A 26,483-nucleotide genomic window follows, 5' to 3' on the forward strand; every position below is an offset into this window, starting at 1 on the left:
ACCGCGCTGACGTGACCGCTGTCGAATCGGCGTCACCGCGACCCCAGCGCGTGAGCGCGCCCCTCCGGAGGGGCGCGCTCACGCCGCAGACCCGCGCTCGCGTCAGCGCACCGCGCTGACGCCAAACCCCACCCACACACCAGACCAGCATGAGAGCGCTCTCAGCAGGCGATAGCATGGGCGTGCACCCAGCCACGAGGAGCTTCGATGACGCACGCCCCCCAGCCCACCACCCGTCCGGCCCTGATCCTGCCGCCGTTCCTCTGGGGTTCCGCCACCGCGGCCGCCCAGGTCGAGGGAGCAGCGCACGAGGACGGCAAGGAGGACTCCATCTGGGACGCCTTCGCCCGGGTGCCCGGCGCGATCGCCAACGGTGACGACCTCGAGGTCGCCGTCGACCACTACCACCGCACCGCCGGCGACGTCGCGATCATGTCCGAGCTGGGCCTCGACGCCTACCGCTTCTCCACGAGCTGGGCGCGCATCAAGCCGCGCGACCGCGACGTCAACCCCGCCGGCCTCGACTTCTACAGCCGTCTCGTCGACCAGCTCCTCGACGCCGGCATCCTCCCCTGGCTCACCCTGTACCACTGGGACCTCCCGCAGGCGCTCGAGGAGCAGGGAGGCTGGACGAACCGCGACACCGCCCTGCGCTTCGTCGACTACGCCGAGGCCACCTACGAGGCGCTCGGCGACCGCGTCCAGCACTGGACGACCTTCAACGAACCGTTCTGCTCCTCCCTGCTCGGCTACGCCGTCGGCGTGCACGCACCCGGCCGCCGCGACGAGGCCGCCGCGCTCGCCGCCATCCACCACCAGCACCTCGCCCACGGCCTCGCCACCACGCGCCTCCGCGAGCTCGGTGCCGAGCAGATCGGCATCACCCTCAACCTCACCAATGCGATCCCGGCGGACCCCACCGACCCGGCCGACGTCGACGCCGCCCGCCGCGTCGACGGGATCATGAACCGCATCTTCCTCGAACCGATCGTCCTCGGCGCGTACCCGGCCGACGTCGCCCACGACCTCGAGGGCCTCGGCCTCGACACGCTCGTCCATGACGGCGACCTCGAGACCATCTCCGCCCCGATCGACTTCCTCGGCGTCAACCACTATCACGACGACCTCGTGTCGGGTCACCCCGACGACTCCGGCGCCGACGGCGGCCACTCCGGTGCGACCGAGCGCGAGGCCGGTTCACCGTGGCTCGCCTCCCCCGACATCTCCTTCCCGAGCCGTGGACTCCCGCGCACCGCGATGGACTGGGAGGTGCACCCCGCCGGCCTCCGCACCCTGCTCGTCCGGCTCGGCCGCGAGTACCCGACGCTGCCGCCGCTGTACGTGACCGAGAACGGTGCGGCATACGACGACGTCGTCGCGGAGGACGGCCGCATCCACGACGTCGACCGCGACGCCTTCATCCAGGACCACGTCGACCAGGTGGAACTCGCGATCGCCGACGGCGCCGACGTGCGCGGCTACTTCGTCTGGTCGCTGCTCGACAACTTCGAGTGGGCGTACGGCTATGACAAGCGGTTCGGCATCGTGCGGGTCGATTACGACACGCAGGAGCGCACGATCAAGGACAGCGGACTCGCGTACGCGCGCCGCATCGCCGCCTCGCGTGTGGTGCCCGCCGTGGCGGAGCTTCCCTGACGCAGGAACACTCCGGCGTGTCGCGATCGAGGGGACGCGACACGCCGGTCACCTCCTGAGGAGCGGCACCGGCCACGGATGTCCAGACGCCCGGCGATACACTGCACTCGACACGCTCACCCGCTCGGAAGGGGACGATGATGCAGTCCGGTCAAGGAGCCCCCACGCTCGAGATGGTCGCGGCCCGCGCGGGCGTCTCCCGCGCGACCGTGTCGCGGGTCGTGAACGGCTCACCGAAGGTCACGGCCGAGGTCGTCGCCGTCGTGAACGAGGCCATCGCCGCACTCGACTACGTCCCGAACCGCGCCGCCCGGTCCCTGGCCTCCCGCCGGACCCAGGTCATCGCGCTCGTCGTCCCGGAGTCGACCGCCCGGGTGTTCTCGGACCCGTTCTTCGCGTCGGTCGTGCAGGGCGTCGCGCTCGAACTGGCGGAGACCGACTACACGCTCAACCTCCTCATCGCGAGTGAGGCGAACTCCGAGAAGACCCGTCGCTACCTGCTCGGCGGCAACGTCGACGGCGCGCTCGTCGTGTCGCACCACAGTGGCGACCACTCGTACACCCGACTCGGCCGGGAGCTCCCGATCGTGTTCGGCGGTCGCCCCATGGGTGCCGACGTCGTCGACAGCACGTACGTCGACGTCGACAACGTCGAGGGCGCGAGGACCGCGGCCCGCCACCTCATCGAGGCCGGCCGGACGCGGATCGCGACGATCGCGGGCCGTCAGGACATGCCGGGTGGGGTCGACCGACTCGCGGGGTGGCGTGCGGAGCTCGAGCTCGCGAGTCTTCCACACGACCTCGTCGAGGTGGGCGACTTCTCCCCGGCCGACGGCGCTGCCGCGATGCGGCGTCTCCTCGCCCGCGGCGTACCCATCGACGGGCTCTTCGCCGCGAACGACCAGATGGCCGCCGGCGCGTACTCCGTCATCCGCGAGGCCGGCCTGACGATCCCCGGCGACATCGCCGTCGTGGGCTACGACGACGACCGCTACGGCGAGACCGCCGCACCGCCGCTCACGACGATCGCGCAGTCGCCCGTCGACCTCGGCGCCGAGATGGCGAGGGTGCTGGTCCGTCGCCTCGCCGGCGAGCCGGTCGAGCGCGTCACGATGATGCCGACCCGCCTCGTCCCGCGCGCCTCCGTCTGACCCTCCCCGCCAGCCCGCGAACTGTCACCAGACGACAGTCCCGGGCGTAGCGACTGTGCTGAACTGACAGTTCGCGGGCTAGGAGAGGCGGGCGCGGATGATCTCGAGCGCCTGCGGGTTCTCGTCGACGAGGACGTAACGACGGCCGAGCGCCTTCGCGACCGCCCCCGTCGTGCCGCTGCCGGCGAAGAAGTCGAGCACCCAGTCGCCCTCGCGGGAGGACGCCTGCACGATGCGACGCAGGATGCCCTCCGGCTTCTGCGTCGGGTAGCCGGTCTTCTCGCGACCGGTCGGCGACACGATCGTGTGCCACCAGACGTCGGTGGGTAGCTTGCCGCGCGCCGCCTTCTCCGCGGTGACGAGCCCGGGCGCCATGTAGGGCTCGCGGTCGACGGTCGCGTTGTCGAAGTGGTACCCCTTCGGGTCCTTCACGTAGACGAGGATCGTGTCGTGCTTCGTCGGCCAGCGGCTCTGCGCCTTCGCGCCGTAGTCGTAGGCCCAGATGATCTCATTGAGGAAGCACTCCCGGCCGAAGAGGGCGTCGAGGAGCACCTTCGCGTAGTGCGCCTCGCGGTAGTCGAGGTGGAGGTAGAGGGTGCCGTCGGCGGCCAGGACCCGCCAGGCCTCGACGAGGCGCGGCTCCAGGAAGCCCCAGTAGTCGTCGAAGGCGTCGTCGAAGCGTCGGAGGTCGCCGCGGATGCGCTCGTACGCCTGCCCCTTGAATCCGGCGAAACGGTTCACCCCCGTCTCGGCCGTCCGCACCGAGGTCGAGGAGTGACGACGCTGCACGCGGCCGGTGTTGAACGGCGGGTCGAGATAGATGAGCGTGAACGACTCGTCGGGCAGCTGCGCCACGACGTCGAGGTTGTCGCCCTCGAGGACGAGGTCGGGGCCGTCCGGGGTCCATCGCAGCGGCACTTCATCGGCTGCTGCGGCGAGGGACATGTGCCTATTCTGGCAGCCAGCAGCCCGCACACCCGGGAAGGAACGATCGGCCCCGCGCGTTGTACCGCGTATGACCACGGAGTTCGCCAACGAGACCGATGCCCAGCGCTACACCATGCACGTCGACGGCCAGCTGGTGAGCGTCGTCGACTACCGGATCTCGGGCGACTCGATCTCGTTCCCCCGCACCTTCACCACGCCGCCCTTCCGCGGCAAGGGGTACGCGGGCGAACTCGTCGCCTACGCGGTCGACGACGTCGAGCGGCACAGCGACCGTCGGATCGTCCCGATGTGCTGGTACGTGGGCGAGTGGTTCGACGCGCACCCCGAGCGTCAGGACCTCCTCACCCGCTCAGCCGGCTAGCCACCAGCGCGTCACCCACCGGCCACCTGACGGTTACGCGCGGGGACTAGCGTCCCGACCATGCAGCAGCTCGTCTCGCACTACGCCCCGCCGCCCGCACTCGACCAGGTCGACGGCTACCAGGTGGTCGATGTCGACGACGACGACCCCATCCTGCTCGACGCCGCCGGCAGCCACATCGACACGTGGCGCGAGGGCTACCCGTACGCCGAGCGCATGTCGCGAGAGCAGTACGAGAGCGACAAGCGACTGCTCCAGATCGAGCTGCTGAAGCTGCAGAACTGGATCAAGGCGAACGACCGTCGGCTGGTCGTCGTGTTCGAGGGACGCGACGCGGCCGGCAAGGGCGGCACGATCAAGCGCTTCACGGAGCACCTCAACCCGCGCGGCGCCCGCGTCGTCGCGCTGGAGAAGCCCACCACCCGCGAGTCCACGCAGTGGTACTTCCAGCGCTACGTCCAACACCTGCCGGCCGCCGGCGAGATCGTGCTGTTCGACCGGTCCTGGTACAACCGCGCGGGCGTCGAACGCGTGATGGGGTTCTGCACCCCGGCGCAGTACGACGAGTTCATGCGCCAGGCCCCGCTGTTCGAGCAGATGCTCGTCGGCGACGGCGTCGACCTCGTGAAGTTCTGGTTCTCCGTCTCCGCCGACGAGCAGCGCACGCGATTCGCGATCCGCCAGGTCGACCCGGTCCGGCAGTGGAAGCTCTCCCCGATGGACCTCGCCTCACTCGACAAGTGGGGCGACTACACCCGCGCGAAGGAGGCGATGCTCGAGGCGACGGACACGGCCGACGCCCCGTGGACGATCGTCAAGAGCAACGACAAGAAGCGCGCCAGGGTCGAGGCGATGCGGCATGTGCTGCACCGCTTCGACTACGACAACAAGGACCACGAGGTCGTCGGCACGCCCGACACCAACATCGTCGGGCCAGCGGCCTCGGTCTACGAACGCGGCGAGCGCAACGTCGGCGACTGAACCGGACGCCGGGCCGCAGCGCCCGCTATCCTCTGGATCATGCAGCCGAAACCGTCACCGTTGCGACGCCTCACCTCGTCGAGCGCGATCTACGGCACCGTCGTCTACGCCGGCCTCGTCGGCGCGTCGAGCGTGTACGAGGAGGACGACGTCGAGCAGGTGCTCATCACCAGTGCGCTGACCCTCATCGTGTTCTGGCTCGCGCACGTCTACTCGGCCGCCCTCGCACACCACGGTGACGACCGTCACGAGGCGTTGGTGACGCTCGGCGCGTCGATCAGGCACGGGTTCCAGGAGTCGTCCGGGATGCTCCTGTCCGCCGTCCTTCCGACGATCCCGCTCGTGTTCGGCGTCGCCGGCGTGCTCAGCCATGAGCACGCCGTGATCCTGGCGTTGCAGGTGTCCACGCTGATGCTCTTCGTGCTCGGGTGCGCGGCGTTCGTGGTGCGCGGGTCACGCTGGTGGTGGTGTCTCCTCGGCGGTGTCGCGACGGCCCTGTTCGGGATCGTGATCATCCTGCTCGAGGCCGGCACCCACTAGTCCGGCCCGCGACGGGTCCCGAATGGCCGGTATCGAGCGTCCGGGCCCCACCGTTCGGGCCCCCTCGCGAGCTCAGCGGCGGGCGGCGAGCGCTTTCGCGGACTGCTGCGCGGCGCGACGGACTTCGCGGTCGGGGTCGCGGAGGAGCGCCTCGAGGAGCGGCTTGGCGTCCTCACCACCGACGACGGCGAGCGCCCGGGCTCCGGCTGCGCGCACGCGGGCGTGGTCGTCGCTCAGCAGTGGTGCGATCGCGGCGACGTCGCCGATGCGACGTTCGGCGCAGACGCGCGCGGCCATCTCGCGGACGCGCCACGCCTGGTTGCCGAGTGCTCCGACGACGGGCGCGGTCGCCGAGTCGTCCCACACGTGCAGCAGGGCGCGGGTGCCCCACAGCTCGGGCCAGTACAGCGCGGGTGCTCCGCCGAGGATGCCCTCGGCGTGGTGTCCGCCGACGACGCGGAGGAAGTCCTCACCCTCATAGCGACCGGCGAGGAGGGACACGCAGCGCTCGACGACCCGGGTCTCGCTCTCGGCGGCCACCGCGTCGGCGAGCCGTTGCTCGAGGGACGCCTGCGTGGCGGGGGTCGACGGGTCGGGTGTCTCGTTCTGCGCTGTCATCGTCCCCCCACCCTAGCCCGCGAGCTGTCACCAACGGTGGGTGATGCAGGCCCACACCCGCCACTGGTGACAGTTCGCGGGCTGCGGCAGGTTACGGGACGCGGGTGAGCCAGGCGTCGGTGGCGAACTTGTCGGTGACGAGCTGCTCGGCGGCGGCGCGCTCGGCATCCGTGACGTGGCCAGGGGTCGCGCCGGTGATCTCGACGAAGGTGTCCTTCATGCGATCGATGATCTCGGCCCGCGAGAGCCCGGTCTGGCTGCGGAGCGGGTCGACGCGTTTGGCGGCCGAGGTGGTGCCCTTGTCGCTGAGCTTCTCGCGCCCGATGCGGAGCACCTGGGTCATGAGCTCGCCGTCCATGTCGTAGCTCATCGTGACGTGGTGCAGCACGGCGCCGTTCCCGAGCCGCTTCTGCGCGGCACCGCCGATCTTGCCCGACGGGCTCGTGATGTCGTTGAGCGGCTGGTACGTCGCCTCGATGCCGAGCGAACGGAGGGCGACGAGCACCCAGTCGTCGAGGTAGGCGTAGGAGTCGGCGAACGTCATGCCGTTCACGAGCTCGGCCGGGACGTAGAGCGAGTAGGTGATGATGCCACCGCGCTGCATCATCATCGCGCCGCCGCCGGAGACGCGGCGGACGACCTCGAAGCCGTTCGCCTTCGCGTTGTCGAGGTCGACCTCGTTCTTGAGCGACTGGAAGCTGCCGATGACGACCGCCGACTGGTCCCACTCCCAGATGCGGAGCGTCGGACCGCGGCGGCCCTCGCCGACCTCGTTCGTCAGCACCTCGTCGAGCGCGAGGTGGAGTTGCGGCGACACCGAGCCCTCATGGATGAGCTGCCAGTCGTAGTCGCCCCAGCCCGTCGCCTTCGCGAGGGAGCGGCGAATGGCCGTCGCGACCGCCTCGGGCGTGAACCCGAGGAGCACGGCGTCCTCCGGCAGGGCGCCACGGATGGCGGCGGCGAGACCAGCGGCATCGGTCGTGGCCGGCAGGCCCGTGACCGCGCGGTCGATCAGCGCGAGCGCGTCGTCGGGTTCGAGGAAGAAGTCACCAGCGAGGCGGAAGTCCGCGATGCGGTCGTCGACCACCTCGAGATCGACGACGACGAGCTTGCCACCCGGGACCTTGTACTCACCATGCATGCCCCCAGCCTATTCCTGGACGGCGTCCGGATTCCCCGGAAGGGGCGTCGAACCAGGTCAGGAGTCGAAGCCGATGCCGAAGCGGTCCATGACCTTCAGGAGCAGGCCGTCGCGGCCCTCGTTCGCGTCGGAACGGGCGACCGCGCGGCGGACGGTCTGGATCGCGGGGTTCGCGATGGGCTCCGGCGGGATGGGGATCGGCTTGGACCGCACCATCTTCAGGCGGGTCAACTCGGTCGACTCACCACTCAGGAGATCGAGCATGACCTTCGCCCCGAAGCGCGTCGCGCCCACCCCGAGTCCGGTGAACCCGGCGCTGTAGGCGACGCGCCCGCCGAGTGCCGTGCCCTGGAACGCCGACAGCCGCGAACACATGTCGATCATGCCGCCCCACGCGTGGGTGAACCGGACGTCGAGTTGCGGGTAGGTCGTGAAGAAGTGGTCGGCGAGGGTCTCGAACGTCTCGCGGCGCTGATCGTGCTCCGGTCGGATCCTGCCACCCCGGTGGTAGACCGCGTCGAAGCCGCCGTAGAGGATGCGGTCGTCGGCTGACCGGCGGGAGTAGTGGAACTCACGACTCGAGTCGGCGATGCCGAAGCGGTCGGTCCACCCGATGCTCTCGAGCTGCTCCGGGGAGAGCGGCTCGGTCATGAGCACGTAGTCGTACACGGGGATCGTCAGGAGCTCCGTGCGCTTGAGGAGCGACGGGAAGCCGTTGGTGGCGAGCGCGACCTGCCGAGCCTGTACCCCGCCCTGCTTCGTGGTCACCGCGACGCCGTCGCCCGAGCGCCGCAGCTGGGTCGCCGGGGTGTGCTCGAAGACCCGCACGCCGAGCTCGATGCACGCGCGCTTCAGACCCCAGGCGAGCTTCGCCGGGTGGACGAGCGCGGTGCTCTTCCACTCGCGCTGACCAGCCAGGTACACCGGCGAATGCACGAGTGCCTGGACAGCCTCGCGATCGAGGAACACACCGTCCCCCGACACCTCGCGCAGCGCGTCCACCTGGTGCGGCTCGGTCGCGACGGTGAGCACACCCGTGTGCTCGAACTCGGCGTCGATCCCGAGGCGGTCGAGCGTGGCGACGAACTCGTCGAAGTTCTCGTCCGCCAGGCGATCGAGCTCCGGCAGTTCGTCGGCGAAGTGGCGCTCGCCGTTGACGACGCCGTGGGTGAGGCTCTCCTCGAAGAAGCCGCCGTTCCGGCCACTCGCCGCCCAGCCGACCTCCTTGCCCTCGATGAGCTCGACGTCACGCGAGGGGTCGGCCTCCTTGGCGATGAGCGCCGTCCAGAGTCCGGAATAGCCGCCACCGACGACCAGGAGATCCGCCGTGACCTGGCCGACGAGTCGAGGCTCCGGCGACGGCCGATCAGGGCTGTCGAGCCAGTACGGGACCGTGCTCGCTCCCGCGAGCGACCGCGCGATGCGCTCCGCCGAGTTCCGTCTGCGGTGGCTGTAGGTGGGTCCGTCCGAGGTCACCGGGTCTCCTCTGCGTCGAGTGTGGGTGCCGCGACTGTACCCCGCGGCCTCTGAGCTTGTCACCGGGTGGTGGCGTTCGCTGCCCTTCGACAGGCTCAGGGACCGGAGCGGGCGCTCACGGACCGGAGCGGGCGCTCACGGACCGGGGCGGGCGCTCACGGACCGGGGCGGGCGCTGCCGTGCCGGGGCGGCTCAGGTTCGCTTGTCGAGCCACTCCACGACGTCGCGCTCGACGTCCTCGCGGTTCAGCTCGTTGAAGATCTCGTGCCGAGCCTCGGGGTAGATGATGAGCGTCACATCCGTCAGCTTCGACCGCTTCACGTACGCGTCGCGGAGGAGGGTCAGGCCACGGACGCCACCGAGCGAGTCGTCGGACCCACCGAGGATGAGCACCGGAACCGCGCGCGGCAGGCGCTTCGGCGGGCGACCGAGGAAGGCGAACGCCTGGATCGGGTTCCACACCGGGGTGACGCCGATGTCGAAGTTGCGCTCGTCGGCGGCGAATGCGGCCCAGGCGGCCGGGTCGCGGTTGAGCCACTCGAGACCGGTCTTCCCGGTCTTCCGCCAGCGCTTGTTGAGGTCACCGGCGTTGATGACGCCGGGCATCGCGAGCGAGGTGCCCGAGAGGATGAGGAGCTCGTAGAGGTCGTGTTCGGCGACGACCTTCTGCGCCATGAGCGAGCCCCAGCTGTGCCCGAGCAGGGCGAGCCGCGACTCGGGGAAGCGGGTCCGCAGGTACCGGCCGACGGCGGCGACGGAGTCGATCGCGCCCCGGGTGGTCCGCGGGCCGAGCTTGCCGAGGCCGAGGTGCTCGAGCCCCGTGCGACCGTGGCCACGGTGGTCGTCGGCCGCGACCGTGTACCCGGCATCGTTGAGTCGTGCCGCGAGGCGCCCGTAGCGGAGGGCGTGCTCCCCCGCACCGTGGGCGATGTGCACGACGGCCCGCGGATTCGGCACCTCCCACAGGTAGACGTAGACCGTGACGCCGTCGTCGTCGACGATCGTCTCGGTCGCATACGGTCGCGGCTCGACGGGGCGGTTCGCGTCGTCGACGGGTGGCGGGGTCTGCTCGCTCATCCCGCCAGCGTAGGCCCTCGGCCCGGCGGCGTGGCGAGTCCGTTTGCAGTTCCCGGAGGGCAGGCGTACGGTGAACGAGGCCCGAACGGCGGGCCGGCAGGTTTCGACGGAAGCGAGGTGAGCGGCCATGGCTGGTGACAGTATCCGCGCCATCGCATCGACGAACCGCCTCGCCTCCCTCACCCGGTAGGCGCTGCCGCCGCCGGTGCCGAGGCGCCCTCACTCACACCTCCCCGGGTGCGATCCACCGCGATCGCCTGCACCCGCGCGGCTGCCGCACGTTCCCGTCGATCGATGGACGGAGACCTCATGGCACTCATCGACAACGGCATCTACGTGACCGGACGGCGCTCGGCGAGCCCGCGATCGCTCGACGCGACGTACGAGCTCCTCAACGAACAGCGCGGCATGGCCTGGATCGGCCTGTACCGCCCGGAACCGTCGGAGATCCGCTCCGTCGCTCAGGAGTTCGACCTGCATCCGCTCGCCGTCGAGGACGCCCTGAAGGGCCATCAGCGGGCGAAGCTCGAACGTTACGGCGACACGCTGTTCGTCGTCCTGCGTCCCGCCCGGTACCTGGACGAGGAGGAGCGGGTCGAGTTCGGTGAGGTACACCTGTTCGTCGGACCCGGATTCGTCGTCACGGTCCGCCACGCGGAGAAGCCCGACCTCGGCCAGGTCCGGCGGCGACTCGAAGCCCGGCCCGACATCCTCGCACTCGGTCCCGACGCCGTCCTGCACGCGGTGCTCGATCAGGTCGTCGACGGCTACGGTCCCGTCGTCGCGGGGCTCGAGAACGACATCGACGAGATCGAGGACGAGCTCTTCGGCGACGCTGCGGACGTCTCGCGTCGCATCTACGAGCTGCTGCGCCAGGTCATCGCGTTCCAGCGCGCGACCACGCCCCTGCGGGCCATGCTCCACGGCCTGCTGCAAGGCGCCGACAAGTACGGTCTCGACGAGGAGCTGCGCAACGGCTTCCGCGACGTCCTCGACCACACCCTCCGGATCGCGGAGCGCGTCGACTCCTTCCGTCACCTGCTCCGGAACGCGCTGACGGTGCACGCGACGCTCATGACGCAGCAGCAGAACGAGGAGATGCGACGCCTCTCGGAGGCGAGCCTCGCGCAGAACGAGGAGTCGCGTCGGATGAGCGAGACGGCGCTGGCGCAGAACGAGGAGATCAAGCGGATCTCCTCCTGGGCGGCGATCCTCTTCGCCCCGACACTCATCGGCACCGTCTACGGCATGAACTTCGACGACATGCCGGAGCTCCACTGGCAGTTCGGCTACCCGGTCGCGATCGGAGCGATGCTCGTCCTCTCCGGCACTCTCTACGCGATCTTCCGAGCGCGCCGCTGGCTCTGACCGCACCCCAGCCCGCGAACTGTCACCAACGGTCAGTCCTGCACCCCGTGCACTGTCGATTGGTGACCGTTCGCGGGTTTACTTAGGGTGGCTAATTTGCTAGGCTAATGAATCGTGGCAAGCGGAGCAGCGACGAAGACCAGGGCACTGACGATCGCCGAGCAGGCGTCCGAACTCCGGATGGGCACCTTCCGGCTCGCGAGACGACTGCGCGGGGAGAAGTCGGTCGACGACCTCAGCGATCCGCAGTTCTCCGTCCTCGGAGGGCTCTACAAAGAGGGCTCCGCAACCCTGCGGGCACTGGCCGAACGCGACCGCGTGTCCGCGCCATCCATGAATCGCACCGTCAACTGCCTCGAAGAGGCCGGGTACGTCACCCGAGAAACCGACGCGGCCGACCGCCGGAAGGTCACCATCGCCCTCACCGAAGCGGGCCATACCACCGTCACCGAGACCGTCCGGAAACGCGACGCGTGGATCACCCAGCAGCTGCGCGCGCTCACCCCGGACGAACGCGACACCCTCGCCCGCGCAGCCGAGATCATGAGGAGACTCGCCACCCAGTGAGTGCAATGTTCCGTTCCCTGTCCAGCGTCAACTACCGCATCTGGTTCATCGGCGCCCTTGTGTCGAACGTCGGCGCCTGGATGCAGGCCACCACCCAGAACTGGGTCGTGCTGACCGACCTCACCGACAACGACGCCGTGGCCGTCGGCGCCACCATGGCCCTGCAGTTCGGGCCGCAGCTCGTCCTCGTGCCGATCACCGGTCTCATCGCCGACCGCTTCGACAAGCGGAAGATCCTCATCCTCACCCAGTCGAGCCTCATGCTCCTGGCCGCAGCGCTCGGCGCCCTGCTCATCTTCGGTCACGCCGAGCTGTGGCACATGTACCTCTTCGCGCTGGCCCTCGGCATCATCAACGCCGTCGACGGCCCGGCCCGCCAGACCTTCGTCTCCGAGCTCGTCGACGAGCACAACATGTCGAACGCCGTCGCGCTCAACTCGGCGTCCTTCAACGCGGCGCGCATGGTCGGCCCCGCCATCGCCGGTCTCCTCATCGTCGCGATCGGCTCCGGGTGGGTGTTCGTCGTGAACGCCTTCACCTTCCTCGGCGTCATCGGCGCCCTGTTGGCCCTGCGCACCGGCAAGCTCCGCCGCGCGCCGCGCCCACCGCGGGCTCGAGGACAGTTCGTCGAGGGCTTCCGCTACGTCCGCGGCCGGCCGGACCTCATGGTCGTCTTCGTGATCGTGTTCATCATGGGCGCGTTCGGCATGAACTTCCCGATCTTCGCCTCGACCATGGCCGTCGAGTTCGGCAAGGGAGCTGGCGAGTACGGCATCCTCTCGTCGGTGCTCGCGATCGGTTCCCTGACCGGGGCGCTCCTCGCGGCGCGGCGGGCGAAGGCCCAGATGCGGATGATCGTCGGCGCGGCCGGGCTCTTCGGGGTCGCTGCCCTCACGGCCGCGTTCATGCCGAGCTACTGGTCGTTCGCCGCCGTGCTGATCCTCGTCGGCTTCTCGACGGTGACGCTCCTGACGACCGCGAACGGACTCGTGCAGACGACTACCGAGGCCGCCGTCCGTGGCCGGGTGATGGCGCTGTACATGGCGATCCTCATGGGTGGCACCCCGATCGGCGCGCCCATCGTCGGGTGGGTTGCGAACACCTTCGGGCCGCGCTGGGCGCTCGGCCTGGGCGCACTCGCCGGCTTCGCCGCCTGCGCCACCGGCCTGGCCTACGGGGTGTTCCGTCATCACCTCCGCCTGCGCGTCGCGCCCGACTCCCGCTGGCGCCTGCAGTTCACCCACGACGGCGTCGTCTCCCCGGTCACGCCGGAGGACTTCTCGGAGCAGATCGCGCTCACCTCGCCGATCCCGCTGCCGAAGCCGAAGTCGCGCGCGAAGGCGCCCGAGCCGCGTCCGGAGTCGCGTCCCGAGTCGCGTCCCGAGTCGTCGCCGGTCGACGAGTCGACGACCCTCACCGGCTCCCGCCGCTAGACGGTCCTCCGCTCCGACCCGCTCGGCGTTCACAACTCCTGCATCCTGCGACCGCCGGGGCTCGCGGGCGGGCGGGGCAGCGGGTGACGCGGCCGGTCGTCGCAGGCGGCAGGAGTTACGAACGAGCCGCCACCGGACGGAGGCTCGGGACCCAGCACCGCAGGTCCTCGCGGTAGCGGCGGTACGGCTCGCCGAAGCGCGCCTCGAGGTCGGCCTCTTCGACCGGCCGGACCAGGACGTTCCAGACGACGGCACCGAAGACCGCGTACACGACCACGATCCAGGACGACAGCAGGAGTCCGACGCCGACACCTTGGACGATGCTGCCGACGGCCATCGGATTGCGGACGAAGCGATACGGCCCGGCGATGACGAGTCGGTTCGGCATCGCGGCGGGCAGCGGCGTCCCACCCCCGGTCGTCGCCATGGCGGCTGCGGACCAGAGCCCGACGACGCTCCCGAGCACCAAGACGACGATGCCGGCGATGACGGCGAACTGCTCCGCACCCGGCGGCAGGGCGACCGCGACCCGCCATCGCAGCTCGAAGAAGCGCAGGACGGCGGGGATCACCGCGAGGAAGACGCCCCAGAACGCGACGATCTCGACGGCGGTCCTCGCGAGTTGTGAACCGGTCGACGCCGACGCATCGGCTGGGCGGAACGCGAACGGCCCGATGGCGATCCATGCTCTCGGGATCCCGCCGGTGAGGACGAGCGCGAGTGCCGTGACCGAGCCGACCGCGGCGCCGACCATCAGCAGGGCGCCGATCCCCGCCTCCTGGGTCACAGCCGCGAAGATCCCCAGTGACACGGTGACCAGCAGCGTCCATCCGGTCGCGAGGATCGCCGCACATCGGATGGCGCATGCGGCGAGCGCCGAGGCGACGACGAAGAGTGGGACGTCGAGCACGGCCATGACGACGGGGTCGAGGCTGCCGAGCGTCGCCGCACGGACGGGCGGGACGAGGAACACCGACACCCACCATGCCGCACCGGCGAGGGCCTGCACGGCGAAGTACCAGCGCCCCCAGCGCTCGGCGCTCATGTGATCGTCGGTGTCGGTATCGGCGGCGTCATCGGCGTCGGCGGGCGATGAGCCACGCGACGAAACGCCACCCCAGGAGGAGTGCGGCGAGGACGAGGACGGTCACGATGACGAAGCTGAGTTGGACGCCCTGGCCGGAGACCGCGCGCAGCACCATCCCGACGACGACGGTCGACACCCAGACCACGACGCCGGCCCAGCGGACGGAGCGGGTCTCGCGCTGACCGAGGACGAGCGCGAGGACGTGTCCGACGAGGAGCCCGACGGCGAACGGCCACAGCGTCACGAGGAGTCCGAGGATGCCTTCGCCGTGGCTAGCGCGGCCGATGAGGACGAACACGATGACGGCGAGGAGGTCGATGCCGACGGTCGCGGCGAATCCGGCGGGGGTCCTGCTGGGGCGGTCCATCCCCTCACCCTATTGGCGTCGCCGCCGCCCACCCTGGAGGGAGGCCGCATGGCGCGCTGCGGGGTCTGTCGCTCGGTGCCGTCGCTGGCTACGATGGCGCTGACACTCGATCGACGAAGGAGCCGTCATGTCGTTCCAGGCCTATCTCGATGCCGCCGAGGCGAAGACCGGTAAGACCCCGCGCGAGCTCGTCGACGAGGCGCACGACCGCGGCTTCGACGCGTCGACGAAGGCCGGTGAGATCCTCGAGTGGCTGAAGACGGACTACGAGCTCGGCCGGGGTCATGGGATGGCGCTCGTCCACGTCATCAAGAACGGACCGACGATCAGCGAGAAGCACGTCGGCACCGACGGGGTGCACCGCGACGAGTCGACCGAACTCTGGCTCGACGGAGCGGCGACGAAGCCCGCCGCCACCTGATCCCCGTCCGGGTTGCTGCCAGCGCGGTGCGCTCGCGTGAGCGCGGGTCTGTGGCGTGAGCGCGCCCCTCTGGAGACCCGCGGTCACCTGCCAGACCCGCGCTGAAGGCTGAACACCGCCGTTCGCGTCAGCGCACCGCACTGGGCCCGGGACACCGACCTTCACGTCAGCGCGGTGCGCTGGCGGGCGGACGCGCCGCTCAGTACCAGAAGATCGGGATCCAGTCGCGATGGTGCGCGTGCACGATCGCGAGGAAGACGATCGCGTCGAACAGGAGGTGCACCGCGAGGATGTATCCGAGCGACCGCGTCTTCGAGAACAGGTACCCCTGGAGGAGCGCGAACGGGAACGTCAGGAGCGGACCCCACGAGCGGTAACCGAGTTCCCACAGGAACGAGACGAAGATCACGGCCTGCAGCAGGTTGGCCTGCCAGACCGGGAAGTGCCGTCGCAGCAGGGCGAAGCAGGTGCAGATGAAGAACAGTTCATCCCACGTGCCGACCGCGTTGACGCCGACGAAGAACCGGCCGAGTTCCCCGGCGTCGCTGATCACCGGCCAGTTCTCGTAGGCGCCGGATCGGATGAAGTAGAACGGCAGGATCGCCCAACCGAGGAGCGGGACGGCGAACAGGTACGCGATCTCGCCCTTCGTCTTCTTCTCGCGACTCCGCCAGGGGAACGTGATCGCCTTCCGCCGGTACACCAAGCGGTCGATGAGGAACGGGACACCGACCGCCAGCAGCAGCACGGTGCCGATCCGGAAGAAGCTGGGCCAGGAGACGTCGGCCTCCACCGACGTGGTCGACACGATGCCGATCCCGATGGCGATGAGGAACAGGTCCTGTGCGAGGGCTCGGTCGATGAGGATCGCGGTCGCGAGCGCGGCGACGAGCAGCGGGTAGCCGGCGAGCGGCTGCATCAGGCCGAACAGACAGAACGCCGACGCGGCGAGCAGCACCGCGGGGATCAGCTTCATCGGGCGGCGGGCCGGGACGATCATCTCGGTCTGCATGCCGTCGATCCTACGGGTGCCGGCGCGGGGCGCCGACGCGAGCGCGGGCTTGTAGGCGTCGGCGCGGTGCGCTGACGCGAGAGCACCTGAACGGGCGCGATCGCGTAGCCGGCGCGTGAGCGCGCCCCTCCGGAGACCCGCGCTCACGCGCATGACCCGCGCTCACGTCAGCGCACCGCGCTGGCAGCACGGCCCATCGGTCAGGCCTCTCGGGTGATCTCGACCTTCACGAAGAGCTTCGAGCGGTAGGGGCCCGCGTACACACCACGGAGTGGGGAGACGTCACCGTAGTCACGACCCCGCCCGATGAGGACGTGACGCTCGCCCACGTCGACCATGTTGGTCGGGTCGAACCCACGCCAGTCACCGCAGAACCACTCGACCCACGCGTGCGACTCGCCCGTCACCGTCTCGCCGATCGCCGCGTGCGGCTTCGGATGCAGGTACCCCGACACGTAGCGGGCCGGGATCCCGACCGAACGCAGCGCCCCGAGGACGATGTGCGTGATGTCCTGACAGACGCCCTTGCGGTTCGCCCACGCCTCGGCAGCGGTCGAGTACACACTCGTGACGCCCTGCACGTAGTCCATCTGCTCGCCGATCTCCCGGCTGATGGCCATCGCGGCCTCGCACGGGCTCTCGTAGCGGTCGGCGATGGTCCGGGCGAGCTCGACGAGATCGTCCGGCGGGGTCGTGCGGCGGGTCTGTTCCAGGTGCTCCACCCGCGTCACGGCGGCCTGGGTCGCGATGTCGAGCTGCTCCCAGCCGGTCGGGTGCGGCTCGTGCTTGCGCGGCCGGACCTCGACGAGGCTCGTCGCCGTGAGCGAGAGCTCCTCGTGCGGCGTCAGCACCTCGAACGCCGAGACCTTCATGCCCCAGTAGTCGGTGTACGTCGACTGCGACGCCCCCGGCTGGATGTCGATGTGCGAGTACAGGACGTACTGGTCCTCGGTCGTCACCGGCAGCATGCGCGCCTCGTTGTACGAGGCGTTGACCTTGCCGCCGTAGGAGAAGCCCGTGCTGTGCTTGATGTGGAGCCGGGTCATGAGTTCTCTCCGATCCATGCGGGCACCGCATGAGTGGGGAAGTAGCGTTCGCGGATCGCCTCCGACACCTGGCTGGTGACGTTCTGCACGGCGTCCATCCGACCGGGGAGGTCGACGAGCGTGTCCTGGATGGGCCGGTACTCGAGGTCGCTGCGGATCTGACCGAGCAGGCGCTGGGCGGAATCAACCGTCCCGACGCGGCCTCGGCGCGGTTCGAGGTCGCGCATGCACTCCTCGGCCCGGCTGATGGAGAACATGACCGACCGGGGGAAGAGCTGGTCGAGCAGGAGGAACTCGGCCGCGTTCTTCGCGCTCGGCATGCCGCGGTACGTGCGCAGGTAGGCCTCGTAGGCGCCGCAGGAGCGGAGGATCGTCGTCCAGGACGGACCGCTCGCCTCGGTGAGCGACCGCGTCGCCAGGAGTCTGGCCGTCATGTCGGCGCGTTCGAGGCTGCGACCGAGGGTGAAGAAGCGCCAGGCGTCGTCACGACTCGTGGCGGAGTCGACGATGCCGACGGCGAGGGCCGAACGCTCGCGCACCCACCCGAAGAACTCGTGCACCTTGTCGCTCGCGACGCGACGCGGCATCCGGGCACGGGTCGTGTTGAGGCACTCCCAGAGCTCGGTCGACACGATCTCGCGGGCACGTCGGGCGTTCTCGCGGGCGGCGCCGAGCGAGTAGGCGATCGACGCCGGGTGCGTGCGGTCGACGGCGAGCTGCGCGAGGACGTCTTGGCGGGTGAGCTCCTGGTCGGCAGGCGCGTCGCTGCCCATGACGGACAGCAGCGACCGGCAGGCGGTGTCCTCGTCGATCCACGGGTCCTCGAGCAGCAGCTGCAGGTGGACGTCGAGGATGCGCGCGGTACCGTCACTGCGTTCGATGTAGCGGCCGATCCAGAAGAGGCTCTCGGCGATGCGGCTCAGCATGATGCGTCCTCCTGCGTCGACCCGTCGGCAGCGGGCTCGGCGAGCGTCTGCTGCTGCTGCTGCTCCTGCTGGTCCTGGTTGCCGGCCGGACGGTCCTGGGGCGAGTGCTCGGGGGTCGTGCCGTGGTCGTAGATGATCGGGATCGACGTCGTCTCGGTCGTGGCCTGCTCGGCGACGAGACCCTGGATGTCGTGCGAGGACGCCTCGGGCGCCGCGTTGGGATCGAACGGACGTCCGACGACCCAGGTGTCCTTCGAGCCGCCGCCCTGGCTGGAGTTCACGACCAGCTGCCCCTCCGGCAGGGCGACGCGCGTCAGGCCGCCTGGCAGCACCCAGACGTCGTTGCCGTCGTTCACCGCGAACGGACGCAGGTCGGCGTGGCGGGGACGCATGCCGTCCTCGACGAGCGTCGGGATGGTGGAGAGCATGACGACCGGCTGCGCGATCCAGCCGCGCGGGTCCTCCTGCAGCTTCGTCTTGAGGGTCGCGAGCTCCTCCTTCGACGCGTCCGGACCCACGACGAGGCCCTTGCCGCCGGAGCCGTCGACGGGCTTGATGACGAGCTCGTCCAGGCGGTCGAGCACTTCCTCGAGGGCGAGCGGGTCCTCGAGACGCCAGGTGTCGACGTTCGGGAGGATCGCGTCCTCGGCGAGGTAGTACTTGATGAGGTCGGGCAGGTACGTGTAGACGAGCTTGTCGTCGGCGACACCGTTCCCGACCGCGTTCGCGATGGTCACGTTGCCGAGGCGCGCGGCGAGCATGAGCCCGGGCGAACCGAGCATGGAGTCGGCGCGGAACGACAACGGGTCGAGGAACTCGTCGTCGACACGGCGGTAGATGACGTCGACGCGCGTGGGCCCGGCGGTCGTGCGCATGAAGACCTTGCCGCCGGAGCAGAAGAGGTCGCGGCCCTCGACGAGCTCGACGCCCATGAGCCGCGCGAGCAGCGTGTGCTCGAAGTACGCGGAGTTGTACACGCCGGGGGTGAGGACGACGACGTTCGGGTCCTCGACGCCGGGCGGGGCCGACGCACGCAGCGCCTGCAGGAGCTTGTTGGGGTAGTCGCCGACCGGACGGACGCGCATCGAGACGAACAGCTCGGGGAGCGTCTGCGCCATCACGCGACGGTTGGAGATGACGTAGCTGACGCCCGACGGCACCCGGACGTTGTCCTCGAGGACGCGCATCTGACCGTGCTCGTCGCGGATGAGGTCGATACCCGAGACCTGAATGCGGACGCCGTTCGCCGCCTGGATCCCGTAGGCCTGCCGGTGGAAGTGCGACGACGAGGAGATGAGCTTCGCGGGGATGACGCCGTCGCGTACGGCGAGCTGCGGGCCGTAGACGTCGGCGAGGAAGGCCTCGAGCGCCTTGACGCGCTGCTTGATGCCGGCCTCGACCTGCGTCCACTCCTGCTGCTCGATCACCCGCGGGACCGCGTCGAGCGGGAACGGACGCTCCTCGCCGGCGAAGTCGAAGGTCACGCCCTGCGCGAGGTAGGAGCTGGCGAGGGCGTCGGTGCGGCCTCGGAGCTCCTCCTGGGTCATCCTTGCGAGGGAGCTGTAGATCTCCTGATACGCCCGCCTGGCGGTCGCACCACCTGCGTGTTCCGCCGCCTCGCCGAACATCTCGTCGAACGCGGGAACACCGCCCGGAGTCTTGCGCGGGGCGAGCGTGCCGCCATAGCCGTTGAACAGGTCACCCATGGGCCGACTCTACCGGGACACATGTTGCCGGGGTGTTTCGGAGCGCGGAGAGGACGCCCCACCGGCCACCGAGCCACCCCACCGGCCACCGAGCCACCCCACCGGTCACCGGGCCACCCCACCGGCCACCGAGCTTGTCGAGGTGCGCCCTTCGACAAGCTCAGGGACCGAAGGAGGTCGCTCAGGGACCGAAGGAGGTCACTCAGGGGCCGAAGGAGGTCACTCAGGGACCGGCGGAGGTCGCTCAGGGACCGGCGGGGTGAAGCGAGCCCTACGCGACCGAGGCGGCGGTGAGGGCGGCCAGCTCGTCTGCGGAGAGCTCGAGCGTCGCGGAGGCGAGGAGGTCGGGCAGCTGCTCGACCGTGCGGGCACTCGCGATGGGAGCGGCGACCGTCGGCTGCGAGCGGAGCCACGCGAGCGAGACCGTCGCGACCGAGACGCCGTGGGCGGCGGCGACCTCGTCGAGGACCGGCAGGAGCGCGGCGTGGTCGGCCAGGTAGGCCTGGGCTCCCTCGGCGCGGACGCTGTCGATGCTCGACCCCTCGCGGTACTTGCCCGTCAGGAAGCCCTTGGCGAGCGAGAAGTACGGCAGCACGGCGAGCTGCTCGCGCTCGGCGATCGTGCGCAGCTCCCCCTCGAAGTCGCGTTCGACGAGGTTGTAGTGCGGCTGGAGGGCGATCGGGCGGTGGAGACCCTTCGCCTCGACGATCTCGAACCATTCGGCGATGCGCGCGGCGGAGTAGTTGGAGATCCCGAGGTAGCGGACCTTGCCGGCGTCGACGAGCGACGACAGCGCGGTCACGGTCTCCTCCAGCGGCACGGACTCGTCGTCGAAGTGCGCGTAGTAGAGGTCGATGTGGTCGGTGCGGAGGCGCTCGAGTGAGGCGTCGGCGGCCTTCAGGATGTTGTCGGCCGCGAGCCCCTGGAAGTCGGGGTGCTGGCTGACCTTGGTCGCGATGACGATGTCGTCGCGGTTCCCGCGCTGTTCCTGCCACTCGCCGATGAGTCGCTCGGAGTCACCGCCGGTGTTGCCGGGCACCCACGCGGAGTAGCCGTCGGCGGTGTCGATGAAGTTACCACCGCCCGCGACGTAGGCGTCGAGGATGTCGAACGAGGTCTGCCGGTCGGCGGTCCAACCGAACACGTTGCCGCCGAGGTTCAGCGGGAAGACGGACAGGTCGGACGTTCCGAGGGTGGTGCGGGCGTGAGTCATCTGATGATCCTCCAGAGGTTCGGTGCATCGCTGGTACTTCTCCTCACGCTAAGCCCGCAGACGGCTCGACTATTCCGTCGTGTCGCCCGATGACGAGCGGGCCGCCGAGGCCGGACTGGCTCTCCACGGCCCGGCGCAGCCCGTCCTACAGTGGGCCGATGGGCTACCGCATCGACGACTCGAAGGACCGCATCGACCGGGACGCCGTGTGGGCCCTGCTCCGTGAGGTCTACTGGGCCAAGTGGCGCAGCCGAGTCGACGTCGAGGCGCAGATCGACGACGCCTGGCGCGTGATCGGCGTGTACGAGGAGGAGACCGGCGCACAGGTCGGCTTCGCTCGGGCGGTGTCCGACGGACTCGGCTTCGGTTACCTCGCTGACGTCATCGTCCACGAAGCACACCGGGGCCACGGTCTCGGTAAGCGGATCGTGCAGGCCATGATCGACGACGGTCCCGGCGCGCACTTCCGGTGGACACTCTTCACGAGCGACGCGCACGGCCTCTACGAGCAGTTCGGGTTTACCGATCCCGGCCCGACGGCGCTCGTCCGTCCAGCCGCGCAGCTGCCCGTCCACCCGAGCCAGGTGCCGACCGCCTGAGATGCGGCGAATCGCCGTCCCACGGCGACTCGAACGACGAATCGACGCACCTCACCGCAGGCCTCCAGCCGCGACGGGCTAGCGTTGACGTATGTGGATCTCCGACGACGGCCGGTACAACATCGTCGACGTGCCCGCGGAAGCGTATCCGGGGCGCGCGTATCTCCTCGAACTCGTCGCCGGTCTCGAACCCGACGAACTCCAGACGCTCGTGACCCGCATGCAGGCGTTCGACGACGCGATGATCGACCGGCTCGAGGTCCTCGTCGACGACGACGCCCCCGAGGTCGCACCGGATCCGGAGCGTGAGGCACCGTACGTCGACGAGATGATCCCGCGACGCGTCCTCGACTCGATCGACTGGGACGCGATCCTCACGCCACCGTTCCGGATCGAGGCGATCGACGTCGCCGGTGACCGCTGGCGCATGGACGCGTGGGCCTTCCTGGAGTCGATCGTCGAGCCGCCCGTCACCCGACCGAGCGCCCGCAACCTCGGCTCCTCCCCCATCGACCAGGCGTAGACCGGCACCTGCCGAATAGGCTGGGCGTCATGACCGACGCCGATGTCACCATGCCCGCCTCATCCCCGTTGCTCGCCGAGGGCGCTGTCCTCGAGCACCTGTACACCGGCGCGATCTGGAGCGAGGGGCCGGCGTGGATCGCGGAGACCGGCCGCGTGCGCTGGAGCGACATCCCGAACGACCGCATCCTCGAGTTCGACACCGCGACCGGCGAGACGGCCGTGTTCCGCGACGGCGCCGAGTACACGAACGGCCGCACGATCGACCGCGAGGGCCGGGTCGTGCAGTGCAGTCACGGGCGCCGCGCGGTCGAGATCGAGGGGCCCGACGGCCCGAGCACGCTCGTCGACCACTGGGCCGGCGGCCGCTTCAACTCCCCGAACGACGTCGTCGTGCACTCCGACGGCTCGATCTGGTTCACCGACCCGCCCTACGGCATCGACGCCAGCGGAGAGGAAGGCCACCCCGGCGAGCAGGAGTACGGCGGGTGCTACGTCTTCCGACTCGAATTGGACACCGGGGCGATCGAGCCGGTCATCACGGCGATGGTGCACCCGAACGGGCTCGCGTTCTCACCCGACGAGTCGATCCTGTACGTGTCCGACACCGCCACCGCCGTCCGCCGGATCGCGGCCTACGACGTCGCAGCAGACGGCGTCTCGGTCGTCGCCGGCGACACCCCCGGTCGCACCTTCGCGAGCACCGCGGTTCCCGCGTCCGACGGCTTCCGGATCGACGTCGACGGCAACGTGTGGTCGTCGGCGGGTGACGGCGTCGAGGTGTTCGACCCGTCCGGCGCGACCATCCTGCGCATCCCGGTCCCGGAGCGCACCGCGAACGTCTGCTTCGGCGACCCCGATGGCCGCACCCTCTACATCACGGCCAGCACATCTCTCTACCGCATCCGAACCGCCACCCGCCAAAGCCCGCGAACTGTCACTCCAGCACAGTGACGGGGCGCTGGACGAGCGGTTGGTGACAGTTCGCGAGCTGGAGCTCACGCCCGCCCCTGCAGGATGAGGTTCCAGTACACCCAGGGCAGGACGTAGCGGTCGGCGATGAACGTGAACCGACGCTCCTTCGCGAGTCCGTTCCAGAACGGGATCGAGGGCTTCGGGCGGTAGCGGTCGTCGAACTCGGCGAACACCACCGTCCCGCGGGAGACCGTGAACGGGCACACCGAGTAGCCGTTGTAGACCGTGCCCGGCTCCTGGCCGGACCGCACGGCGACGAGGTTCTTCGCGAGGGTCTTCGTCTGTTGCCGGAGGGCACCGCCGGACTTCGAACTCATCACCGCGGCGGCGTCTCCGAGCGCCCAGACGTCGGGGAACCGCGGATGCCGCAGGGTCAGTGAGTCGACCTCGACGAACCCACCCGGGTTGCCGGGGTCGGCGAGCGCCGTGGCCGCGAGCCAGTCCGGTGCGGACTGCGGCGGCACGGCGTGGAGGACGTCGTAGGGGATCTCCTCCCGGAGTCCGCCCGTCACGCCGTCCTGCCCGCGATCCGGGCCGTCCTGCGGGTCGGTCTGCGCGATGGTCACCACGCTCCGCTCCGGATCCACCGCGACGAGCTCGCGCGAGAACCGCACGTCGATGCCGTACTCGGCGACCTTGCGGTCGAGTTCGGCGTCGATCATCGGCATGCCGAACATCGTGGGTGTGGGCACGACCAGCACCACACGGATGTCGTCGAGGACGCCCGTCTGCCGCCAGTAGTCGCACGCGAGGTACATCGGCTTCTGCGCGGCACCCGAGCAACTCGCGGGGCCGGCGGGCTGCGTGAACACGACGGTGCCGGAGCGGACCGACCGGAGCACGCGCGAGGCCTTCTGCGCGTACTCGAAGGTGTAGTTGGAGATCCCGACCGGCGACGCCATCGCCTCCGTCAGACCGGGCACGGCGTCCCAGTCCTGCTGGATGCCCGGAGCGACGATGAGCTGGTCGTACTCGACGGCGGTGCCGGATTCGAGCGTCACCGTCTTCGCGACCGGGTCGATGGACTGGACCCGGTCCTGGATCCAGGTCACGCCCTTCGGCGTCACGGCGTGCTGTGGCCTCGTGGCGACCGACGCGGACGCGGTCCCGCCCGCGACGTGCGAGAACATCGGCTGGTACCGGTGGTGCTCCCGCGGTTCGATGACCGCGACGTCATCGACGCCGTATCGCCGGAGCCTCCCGGCGACGGAGAGACCGGCGTTGCCGCCACCGATGACGACCACCTCGTGATGGAGCGGTGCCGTCCTGGGATCGGTCACGGTGGCGGCGGCGCTCAGGATCCGGACTGACCGCGACCGGTGGCGTTCTGCAGCCGGTCGATGTGTTCGGAGGCCTGCGCCTTCGTCAGGTCGGCGGGGAGCTCCTCGCCTGCCTCACGGGCCAGGGTGTCGAGGTAGCTGCGCTGCGGGCCGGTCATCGGCTCGTCGCCGGTGACCCAGTCCTCGGGGTCCTTGCTCGCGCTCGTCGAGCTGTCGTCGCCTCGTGCTCCGAGGGTCTCCTCGGTGGCGCCGATCATCTCGGGTGCACCGGAGGTCGTGGCGTCGGGGGTCGTTGCATCGGTCTGTTCTGCGTCAGTCATGCGGCAACGGTACGTCGAGCGGGCGATCGGGCAGGAGGGGTTGCGCGGCCCGAGCGATCGGTGTCGGAATAGCGACGGACGACCCCCGGTTGACCCAGGCGACCGCGTGCGGCCGCACCGTCCACGAAGGAGACCCATGTCCGACACCGCTTCCGGAACCGACCGATCCGCCGACGAGCCGACTCCGTCGCAGGGCATCACCATCGGCATCCTCGGCGCCGGCAAGGTCGGCACGGTCCTGGCACGACTCGCGGTCGCCGCCGGGTACCGGGTGCTCATCAGCGGCTCCCGCGACGCCGCCCGGATCGCCCTGACGATCGACGTCCTCGCACCGGGTGCCGTCGCCACGACCGCCGCCGACGCAGCGGCCCAGGCCGACATCGTGATCCTCGCGCTGCCCCTCGGCAAGCACCGCTCGGTGCCCGTCGACGAGCTGCGCGGCAAGCTCGTCACCGACGCCATGAACTACTGGTGGGAGGTCGACGGACACCGCGAGGACCTCAGCGCACCGGAGACGTCGACGAGCGAGCTGGTCGCCGCCTTCCTGCCGGAGTCGCGCGTCGTCAAGGCGTTCAACCACATGGGGTACCACGACCTCGACGGGGAGCCGCGTCCGGCCGGCACCCCGGGCCGCAAGGGCATCGCGATCGCCGGCGACGCCCCCGCGGACCGGGCAGCCGTCTCGGCCGTGGTGGACGCCCTCGGGTTCGACCCCGTCGAGATCGGGCCGCTGCGCGCGGGCGTCGTCCTCGAACCCGGACACGAGCTCTTCGGGGCGAACATCGGGGCCGACGAGATCCGCGAGGTCGCCGAGGTGCGGGCGTTGGCGGCGGACGTCCGCTAGCCGACCTGGCGGGTTCCAGCGTCGGATCGGTCTCGACCGTTCGGTCGCGGGGTGAGCGCCGCTGAGCGGATCACTTCCGCGAGCTCGCCGGCACGGCTCCACATCGGCCAGTGACCTGTCGGGAGGTCGACGACCTCGACGGTCGCGAGCCCCGCGACCTCGACGAACATGGGGTGTCCGCCTCGGGCCAGGTCCAGCACCTGCGCGCTGGGGATCGAGCAGCACACCAGGGTGGTCGGGACGGCGGCGCGGGCGTCGTTGGTCAGCTCGACAGCCTGTCGGAGGACGGGCGCCGGCTCGGGGACCGCCCGGGCGCGGAACCGGTCGAGGACCTCGGCGCTCAAGCCGTCGAGGCTCGCCTGCTGCGCGAGGACGTCGAACGCCGGGAGCGGAAGCTCGTCGACGTCGTCCGGCAGGTCCGGCGCGAAGACGGTTCCTGGCGCCACCGGACCTGAGTCGACCCACACCACCCGGCGGACGAGCTCCGGATGCCGGTCGAGGAGCAGGGCGACGGGAGCGTTGGCGCCGCTGTGCGCGACGACGACGGCCGGGTGGTCCGCGGAGACGTCCCGCCGGGCGAGTACCTCCGTGATCGCGGCCACTTGGTCGTCGAGGGTCCTGCTGGACCGGTCGGGATCGGCGCCGTCGAGGCCGGGCAGGGTGATCGCGACGGTGCGCGAGCGGTCGGGGTCGAGATGGTCGATGACGTCATCCCAGGCCCAGGCGCCCAGCCAGTGGCCGGCGATGAGGATGATGGTCGGGGTGTCGTTCTGTGTGTTCATGACTCCAGCCTGAAGCGCGCTCCAGGCAGGTGTGTGTCACTATTTCTGTCATGAATCTCGAACTCG

28 protein-coding genes are annotated in these 26,483 nt (G+C 70.0%); 13 read left to right on the forward strand and 15 right to left on the reverse strand.

Going from position 1 to position 26,483, the window contains the following annotated elements:
* Window positions 1–207 precede the first annotated feature (207 nt).
* Window positions 208–1,656 carry a GH1 family beta-glucosidase gene (locus ACQ3HE_RS16255; protein ID WP_430893470.1) on the forward strand — a complete coding sequence of 483 codons (1,449 nt, stop codon included), beginning with the start codon at window positions 208–210 and terminating at the stop codon, window positions 1,654–1,656.
* A 137-nt stretch (window positions 1,657–1,793) separates the two neighbouring features.
* Window positions 1,794–2,807, forward strand: a complete 1,014-nt coding sequence (locus tag ACQ3HE_RS16260) for a LacI family DNA-binding transcriptional regulator (protein ID WP_430893471.1) — start codon at window positions 1,794–1,796, stop codon at window positions 2,805–2,807.
* Window positions 2,808–2,885: 78 nt separating this feature from the next.
* Here ACQ3HE_RS16260 and ACQ3HE_RS16265 read toward each other — a convergent pair whose 3' ends face one another.
* Window positions 2,886–3,752: a DNA-methyltransferase gene (locus ACQ3HE_RS16265; RefSeq protein WP_079706442.1), complete on the reverse strand. Its 867-nt coding sequence runs from the start codon at window positions 3,750–3,752 to the stop codon at window positions 2,886–2,888.
* A gap of 70 nt (window positions 3,753–3,822) precedes the next feature.
* Between ACQ3HE_RS16265 and ACQ3HE_RS16270 the strand changes: the two genes are divergently transcribed.
* The 3 genes from ACQ3HE_RS16270 to ACQ3HE_RS16280 are packed head-to-tail and all read left to right on the forward strand — an operon-like array spanning window position 3,823 to window position 5,637.
* Window positions 3,823–4,116 carry a GNAT family N-acetyltransferase gene (locus tag ACQ3HE_RS16270; RefSeq protein ID WP_430893472.1) on the forward strand — a complete coding sequence of 98 codons (294 nt, stop codon included), beginning with the start codon at window positions 3,823–3,825 and terminating at the stop codon, window positions 4,114–4,116.
* 60 nt (window positions 4,117–4,176) lie between these two features.
* Window positions 4,177–5,097, forward strand: coding sequence for a polyphosphate kinase 2 (ppk2, locus tag ACQ3HE_RS16275; protein ID WP_085513630.1), 921 nt, complete (start codon window positions 4,177–4,179; stop codon window positions 5,095–5,097).
* A gap of 39 nt (window positions 5,098–5,136) precedes the next feature.
* A complete protein-coding gene (locus tag ACQ3HE_RS16280; RefSeq protein WP_079706439.1) occupies window positions 5,137–5,637 on the forward strand; it encodes a hypothetical protein in 501 nt (166 codons plus the stop codon).
* 72 nt (window positions 5,638–5,709) lie between these two features.
* Here the strand turns inward: ACQ3HE_RS16280 and ACQ3HE_RS16285 are convergent, their stop codons facing one another.
* The 4 genes from ACQ3HE_RS16285 to ACQ3HE_RS16300 form a co-directional block, all read right to left on the reverse strand.
* Window positions 5,710–6,255 carry a HEAT repeat domain-containing protein gene (locus ACQ3HE_RS16285; protein WP_079706438.1) on the reverse strand — a complete coding sequence of 182 codons (546 nt, stop codon included), beginning with the start codon at window positions 6,253–6,255 and terminating at the stop codon, window positions 5,710–5,712.
* A 91-nt stretch (window positions 6,256–6,346) separates the two neighbouring features.
* Window positions 6,347–7,396: a lipoate-protein ligase LplAB gene (gene lplAB / locus ACQ3HE_RS16290; protein ID WP_079706437.1), complete on the reverse strand. Its 1,050-nt coding sequence runs from the start codon at window positions 7,394–7,396 to the stop codon at window positions 6,347–6,349.
* 57 nt (window positions 7,397–7,453) lie between these two features.
* Entirely contained in the window at window positions 7,454–8,872 is a 1,419-nt protein-coding gene (locus ACQ3HE_RS16295) for an NAD(P)/FAD-dependent oxidoreductase (protein ID WP_430893473.1), read from the reverse strand.
* Between the two features lie 192 nt (window positions 8,873–9,064).
* On the reverse strand, window positions 9,065–9,949 hold the full coding sequence (locus ACQ3HE_RS16300) for an alpha/beta hydrolase (protein WP_191941973.1): 885 nt from the start codon (window positions 9,947–9,949) through the stop codon (window positions 9,065–9,067).
* A 309-nt stretch (window positions 9,950–10,258) separates the two neighbouring features.
* On the opposite strand from ACQ3HE_RS16300, the gene ACQ3HE_RS16305 reads away from it, so the two are divergent.
* The 3 genes from ACQ3HE_RS16305 (at window position 10,259) to ACQ3HE_RS16315 (ending at window position 13,317) form a co-directional block, all read left to right on the forward strand.
* Window positions 10,259–11,317: a magnesium and cobalt transport protein CorA gene (locus tag ACQ3HE_RS16305; protein WP_064295772.1), complete on the forward strand. Its 1,059-nt coding sequence runs from the start codon at window positions 10,259–10,261 to the stop codon at window positions 11,315–11,317.
* A gap of 114 nt (window positions 11,318–11,431) precedes the next feature.
* The gene (locus ACQ3HE_RS16310; RefSeq protein ID WP_229939713.1) at window positions 11,432–11,884 is read left to right on the forward strand and encodes a MarR family winged helix-turn-helix transcriptional regulator; all 453 of its coding nucleotides are present in this window, start codon (window positions 11,432–11,434) and stop codon (window positions 11,882–11,884) included.
* Window positions 11,885–11,889: 5 nt separating this feature from the next.
* Window positions 11,890–13,317 carry an MFS transporter gene (locus tag ACQ3HE_RS16315; protein WP_430893474.1) on the forward strand — a complete coding sequence of 476 codons (1,428 nt, stop codon included), beginning with the start codon at window positions 11,890–11,892 and terminating at the stop codon, window positions 13,315–13,317.
* Window positions 13,318–13,432: 115 nt separating this feature from the next.
* Here ACQ3HE_RS16315 and ACQ3HE_RS16320 read toward each other — a convergent pair whose 3' ends face one another.
* Both ACQ3HE_RS16320 and ACQ3HE_RS16325 read right to left on the reverse strand, forming a co-directional pair.
* Window positions 13,433–14,362 carry a methyltransferase family protein gene (locus ACQ3HE_RS16320; protein ID WP_430893475.1) on the reverse strand — a complete coding sequence of 310 codons (930 nt, stop codon included), beginning with the start codon at window positions 14,360–14,362 and terminating at the stop codon, window positions 13,433–13,435.
* 28 nt (window positions 14,363–14,390) lie between these two features.
* Entirely contained in the window at window positions 14,391–14,771 is a 381-nt protein-coding gene (locus ACQ3HE_RS16325) for a DUF3054 domain-containing protein (RefSeq protein WP_064295756.1), read from the reverse strand.
* Window positions 14,772–14,898: 127 nt separating this feature from the next.
* Between ACQ3HE_RS16325 and ACQ3HE_RS16330 the strand changes: the two genes are divergently transcribed.
* Window positions 14,899–15,192, forward strand: coding sequence for a DUF4287 domain-containing protein (locus tag ACQ3HE_RS16330; protein WP_430893476.1), 294 nt, complete (start codon window positions 14,899–14,901; stop codon window positions 15,190–15,192).
* Window positions 15,193–15,391: 199 nt separating this feature from the next.
* Here the strand turns inward: ACQ3HE_RS16330 and ACQ3HE_RS16335 are convergent, their stop codons facing one another.
* The 5 genes from ACQ3HE_RS16335 to ACQ3HE_RS16355 form a co-directional block, all read right to left on the reverse strand.
* Window positions 15,392–16,204: a CPBP family intramembrane glutamic endopeptidase gene (locus tag ACQ3HE_RS16335; protein ID WP_430893477.1), complete on the reverse strand. Its 813-nt coding sequence runs from the start codon at window positions 16,202–16,204 to the stop codon at window positions 15,392–15,394.
* Between the two features lie 200 nt (window positions 16,205–16,404).
* Window positions 16,405–17,250, reverse strand: coding sequence for a transglutaminase family protein (locus tag ACQ3HE_RS16340; RefSeq protein ID WP_079706431.1), 846 nt, complete (start codon window positions 17,248–17,250; stop codon window positions 16,405–16,407).
* The gene (locus ACQ3HE_RS16345) at window positions 17,247–18,176 is read right to left on the reverse strand and encodes an alpha-E domain-containing protein (RefSeq protein ID WP_064295753.1); all 930 of its coding nucleotides are present in this window, start codon (window positions 18,174–18,176) and stop codon (window positions 17,247–17,249) included. The genes ACQ3HE_RS16340 and ACQ3HE_RS16345 overlap by 4 nt, the downstream gene beginning before the upstream one ends.
* Entirely contained in the window at window positions 18,170–19,882 is a 1,713-nt protein-coding gene (locus ACQ3HE_RS16350; protein ID WP_430893478.1) for a circularly permuted type 2 ATP-grasp protein, read from the reverse strand. Before ACQ3HE_RS16350 ends, ACQ3HE_RS16345 begins: the two co-directional genes overlap by 7 nt.
* A 271-nt stretch (window positions 19,883–20,153) precedes the next feature.
* Window positions 20,154–21,095, reverse strand: a complete 942-nt coding sequence (locus tag ACQ3HE_RS16355; RefSeq protein WP_430893479.1) for an aldo/keto reductase — start codon at window positions 21,093–21,095, stop codon at window positions 20,154–20,156.
* 158 nt (window positions 21,096–21,253) lie between these two features.
* On the opposite strand from ACQ3HE_RS16355, the gene ACQ3HE_RS16360 reads away from it, so the two are divergent.
* The 3 genes from ACQ3HE_RS16360 to ACQ3HE_RS16370 all read left to right on the forward strand — a co-directional run bounded on the left by ACQ3HE_RS16360 (window position 21,254) and on the right by ACQ3HE_RS16370 (window position 23,170).
* Window positions 21,254–21,694 carry a GNAT family N-acetyltransferase gene (locus ACQ3HE_RS16360; protein WP_430893480.1) on the forward strand — a complete coding sequence of 147 codons (441 nt, stop codon included), beginning with the start codon at window positions 21,254–21,256 and terminating at the stop codon, window positions 21,692–21,694.
* A 91-nt stretch (window positions 21,695–21,785) separates the two neighbouring features.
* Window positions 21,786–22,217: a hypothetical protein gene (locus ACQ3HE_RS16365; RefSeq protein ID WP_191941981.1), complete on the forward strand. Its 432-nt coding sequence runs from the start codon at window positions 21,786–21,788 to the stop codon at window positions 22,215–22,217.
* 29 nt (window positions 22,218–22,246) lie between these two features.
* Window positions 22,247–23,170 (forward strand): SMP-30/gluconolactonase/LRE family protein, encoded by a 924-nt coding sequence (locus tag ACQ3HE_RS16370; RefSeq protein WP_430893481.1) that lies wholly within the window; start codon window positions 22,247–22,249, stop codon window positions 23,168–23,170.
* 44 nt (window positions 23,171–23,214) lie between these two features.
* On the opposite strand, the gene ACQ3HE_RS16375 is transcribed toward ACQ3HE_RS16370, so the two are convergent.
* Together ACQ3HE_RS16375 and ACQ3HE_RS16380 are read right to left on the reverse strand one after the other, a co-directional pair.
* Complete coding sequence (locus ACQ3HE_RS16375) at window positions 23,215–24,471, reverse strand: NAD(P)/FAD-dependent oxidoreductase (RefSeq protein WP_430893482.1); 1,257 nt, start codon at window positions 24,469–24,471, stop codon at window positions 23,215–23,217.
* A gap of 14 nt (window positions 24,472–24,485) precedes the next feature.
* Complete coding sequence (locus ACQ3HE_RS16380) at window positions 24,486–24,791, reverse strand: DUF3072 domain-containing protein (RefSeq protein WP_426738796.1); 306 nt, start codon at window positions 24,789–24,791, stop codon at window positions 24,486–24,488.
* Window positions 24,792–24,927: 136 nt separating this feature from the next.
* Here ACQ3HE_RS16380 and ACQ3HE_RS16385 point away from each other — a divergent pair, with 136 nt between their 5' ends.
* Window positions 24,928–25,635 (forward strand): NADPH-dependent F420 reductase, encoded by a 708-nt coding sequence (locus tag ACQ3HE_RS16385; RefSeq protein WP_430893483.1) that lies wholly within the window; start codon window positions 24,928–24,930, stop codon window positions 25,633–25,635.
* On the opposite strand, the gene ACQ3HE_RS16390 is transcribed toward ACQ3HE_RS16385, so the two are convergent.
* Window positions 25,632–26,417, reverse strand: coding sequence for an alpha/beta fold hydrolase (locus tag ACQ3HE_RS16390; protein WP_430893484.1), 786 nt, complete (start codon window positions 26,415–26,417; stop codon window positions 25,632–25,634). The two genes, ACQ3HE_RS16385 and ACQ3HE_RS16390, sit on opposite strands and share 4 nt — an antisense overlap.
* Between the last annotated feature and the right edge of the window lie 66 nt (window positions 26,418–26,483).

Source organism: Plantibacter auratus (assembly GCF_050587365.1).
Taxonomy (GTDB): Bacteria; Actinomycetota; Actinomycetes; order Actinomycetales; family Microbacteriaceae; genus Plantibacter; species Plantibacter auratus.

Bases quoted from the DNA above. Each gene is read 5' to 3' on its own strand.
- lplAB (WP_079706437.1), bottom strand. From the start codon at position 7,396: ATGCATGGTGAGTACAAGGTCCCGGGTGGCAAGCTCGTCGTCGTCGAT.
- ACQ3HE_RS16260 (WP_430893471.1), top strand. From the start codon at position 1,794: ATGATGCAGTCCGGTCAAGGAGCCCCCACGCTCGAGATGGTCGCGGCC.
- ACQ3HE_RS16340 (WP_079706431.1), bottom strand. From the start codon at position 17,250: ATGACCCGGCTCCACATCAAGCACAGCACGGGCTTCTCCTACGGCGGC.
- ACQ3HE_RS16345 (WP_064295753.1), bottom strand. From the start codon at position 18,176: ATGCTGAGCCGCATCGCCGAGAGCCTCTTCTGGATCGGCCGCTACATC.
- ACQ3HE_RS16350 (WP_430893478.1), bottom strand. From the start codon at position 19,882: ATGGGTGACCTGTTCAACGGCTATGGCGGCACGCTCGCCCCGCGCAAG.
- ACQ3HE_RS16330 (WP_430893476.1), top strand. From the start codon at position 14,899: ATGTCGTTCCAGGCCTATCTCGATGCCGCCGAGGCGAAGACCGGTAAG.
- ACQ3HE_RS16300 (WP_191941973.1), bottom strand. From the start codon at position 9,949: ATGAGCGAGCAGACCCCGCCACCCGTCGACGACGCGAACCGCCCCGTC.
- ACQ3HE_RS16360 (WP_430893480.1), top strand. From the start codon at position 21,254: ATGGGCTACCGCATCGACGACTCGAAGGACCGCATCGACCGGGACGCC.
- ACQ3HE_RS16285 (WP_079706438.1), bottom strand. From the start codon at position 6,255: ATGACAGCGCAGAACGAGACACCCGACCCGTCGACCCCCGCCACGCAG.
- ACQ3HE_RS16265 (WP_079706442.1), bottom strand. From the start codon at position 3,752: ATGTCCCTCGCCGCAGCAGCCGATGAAGTGCCGCTGCGATGGACCCCG.
- ACQ3HE_RS16385 (WP_430893483.1), top strand. From the start codon at position 24,928: ATGTCCGACACCGCTTCCGGAACCGACCGATCCGCCGACGAGCCGACT.
- ACQ3HE_RS16365 (WP_191941981.1), top strand. From the start codon at position 21,786: ATGTGGATCTCCGACGACGGCCGGTACAACATCGTCGACGTGCCCGCG.
- ACQ3HE_RS16355 (WP_430893479.1), bottom strand. From the start codon at position 21,095: ATGACTCACGCCCGCACCACCCTCGGAACGTCCGACCTGTCCGTCTTC.
- ACQ3HE_RS16255 (WP_430893470.1), top strand. From the start codon at position 208: ATGACGCACGCCCCCCAGCCCACCACCCGTCCGGCCCTGATCCTGCCG.
- ACQ3HE_RS16335 (WP_430893477.1), bottom strand. From the start codon at position 16,204: ATGCAGACCGAGATGATCGTCCCGGCCCGCCGCCCGATGAAGCTGATC.
- ACQ3HE_RS16390 (WP_430893484.1), bottom strand. From the start codon at position 26,417: ATGAACACACAGAACGACACCCCGACCATCATCCTCATCGCCGGCCAC.
- ppk2 (WP_085513630.1), top strand. From the start codon at position 4,177: ATGCAGCAGCTCGTCTCGCACTACGCCCCGCCGCCCGCACTCGACCAG.
- ACQ3HE_RS16270 (WP_430893472.1), top strand. From the start codon at position 3,823: ATGACCACGGAGTTCGCCAACGAGACCGATGCCCAGCGCTACACCATG.
- ACQ3HE_RS16320 (WP_430893475.1), bottom strand. From the start codon at position 14,362: ATGAGCGCCGAGCGCTGGGGGCGCTGGTACTTCGCCGTGCAGGCCCTC.
- ACQ3HE_RS16325 (WP_064295756.1), bottom strand. From the start codon at position 14,771: ATGGACCGCCCCAGCAGGACCCCCGCCGGATTCGCCGCGACCGTCGGC.
- ACQ3HE_RS16370 (WP_430893481.1), top strand. From the start codon at position 22,247: ATGACCGACGCCGATGTCACCATGCCCGCCTCATCCCCGTTGCTCGCC.
- ACQ3HE_RS16305 (WP_064295772.1), top strand. From the start codon at position 10,259: ATGGCACTCATCGACAACGGCATCTACGTGACCGGACGGCGCTCGGCG.
- ACQ3HE_RS16380 (WP_426738796.1), bottom strand. From the start codon at position 24,791: ATGACTGACGCAGAACAGACCGATGCAACGACCCCCGACGCCACGACC.
- ACQ3HE_RS16315 (WP_430893474.1), top strand. From the start codon at position 11,890: ATGTTCCGTTCCCTGTCCAGCGTCAACTACCGCATCTGGTTCATCGGC.
- ACQ3HE_RS16280 (WP_079706439.1), top strand. From the start codon at position 5,137: ATGCAGCCGAAACCGTCACCGTTGCGACGCCTCACCTCGTCGAGCGCG.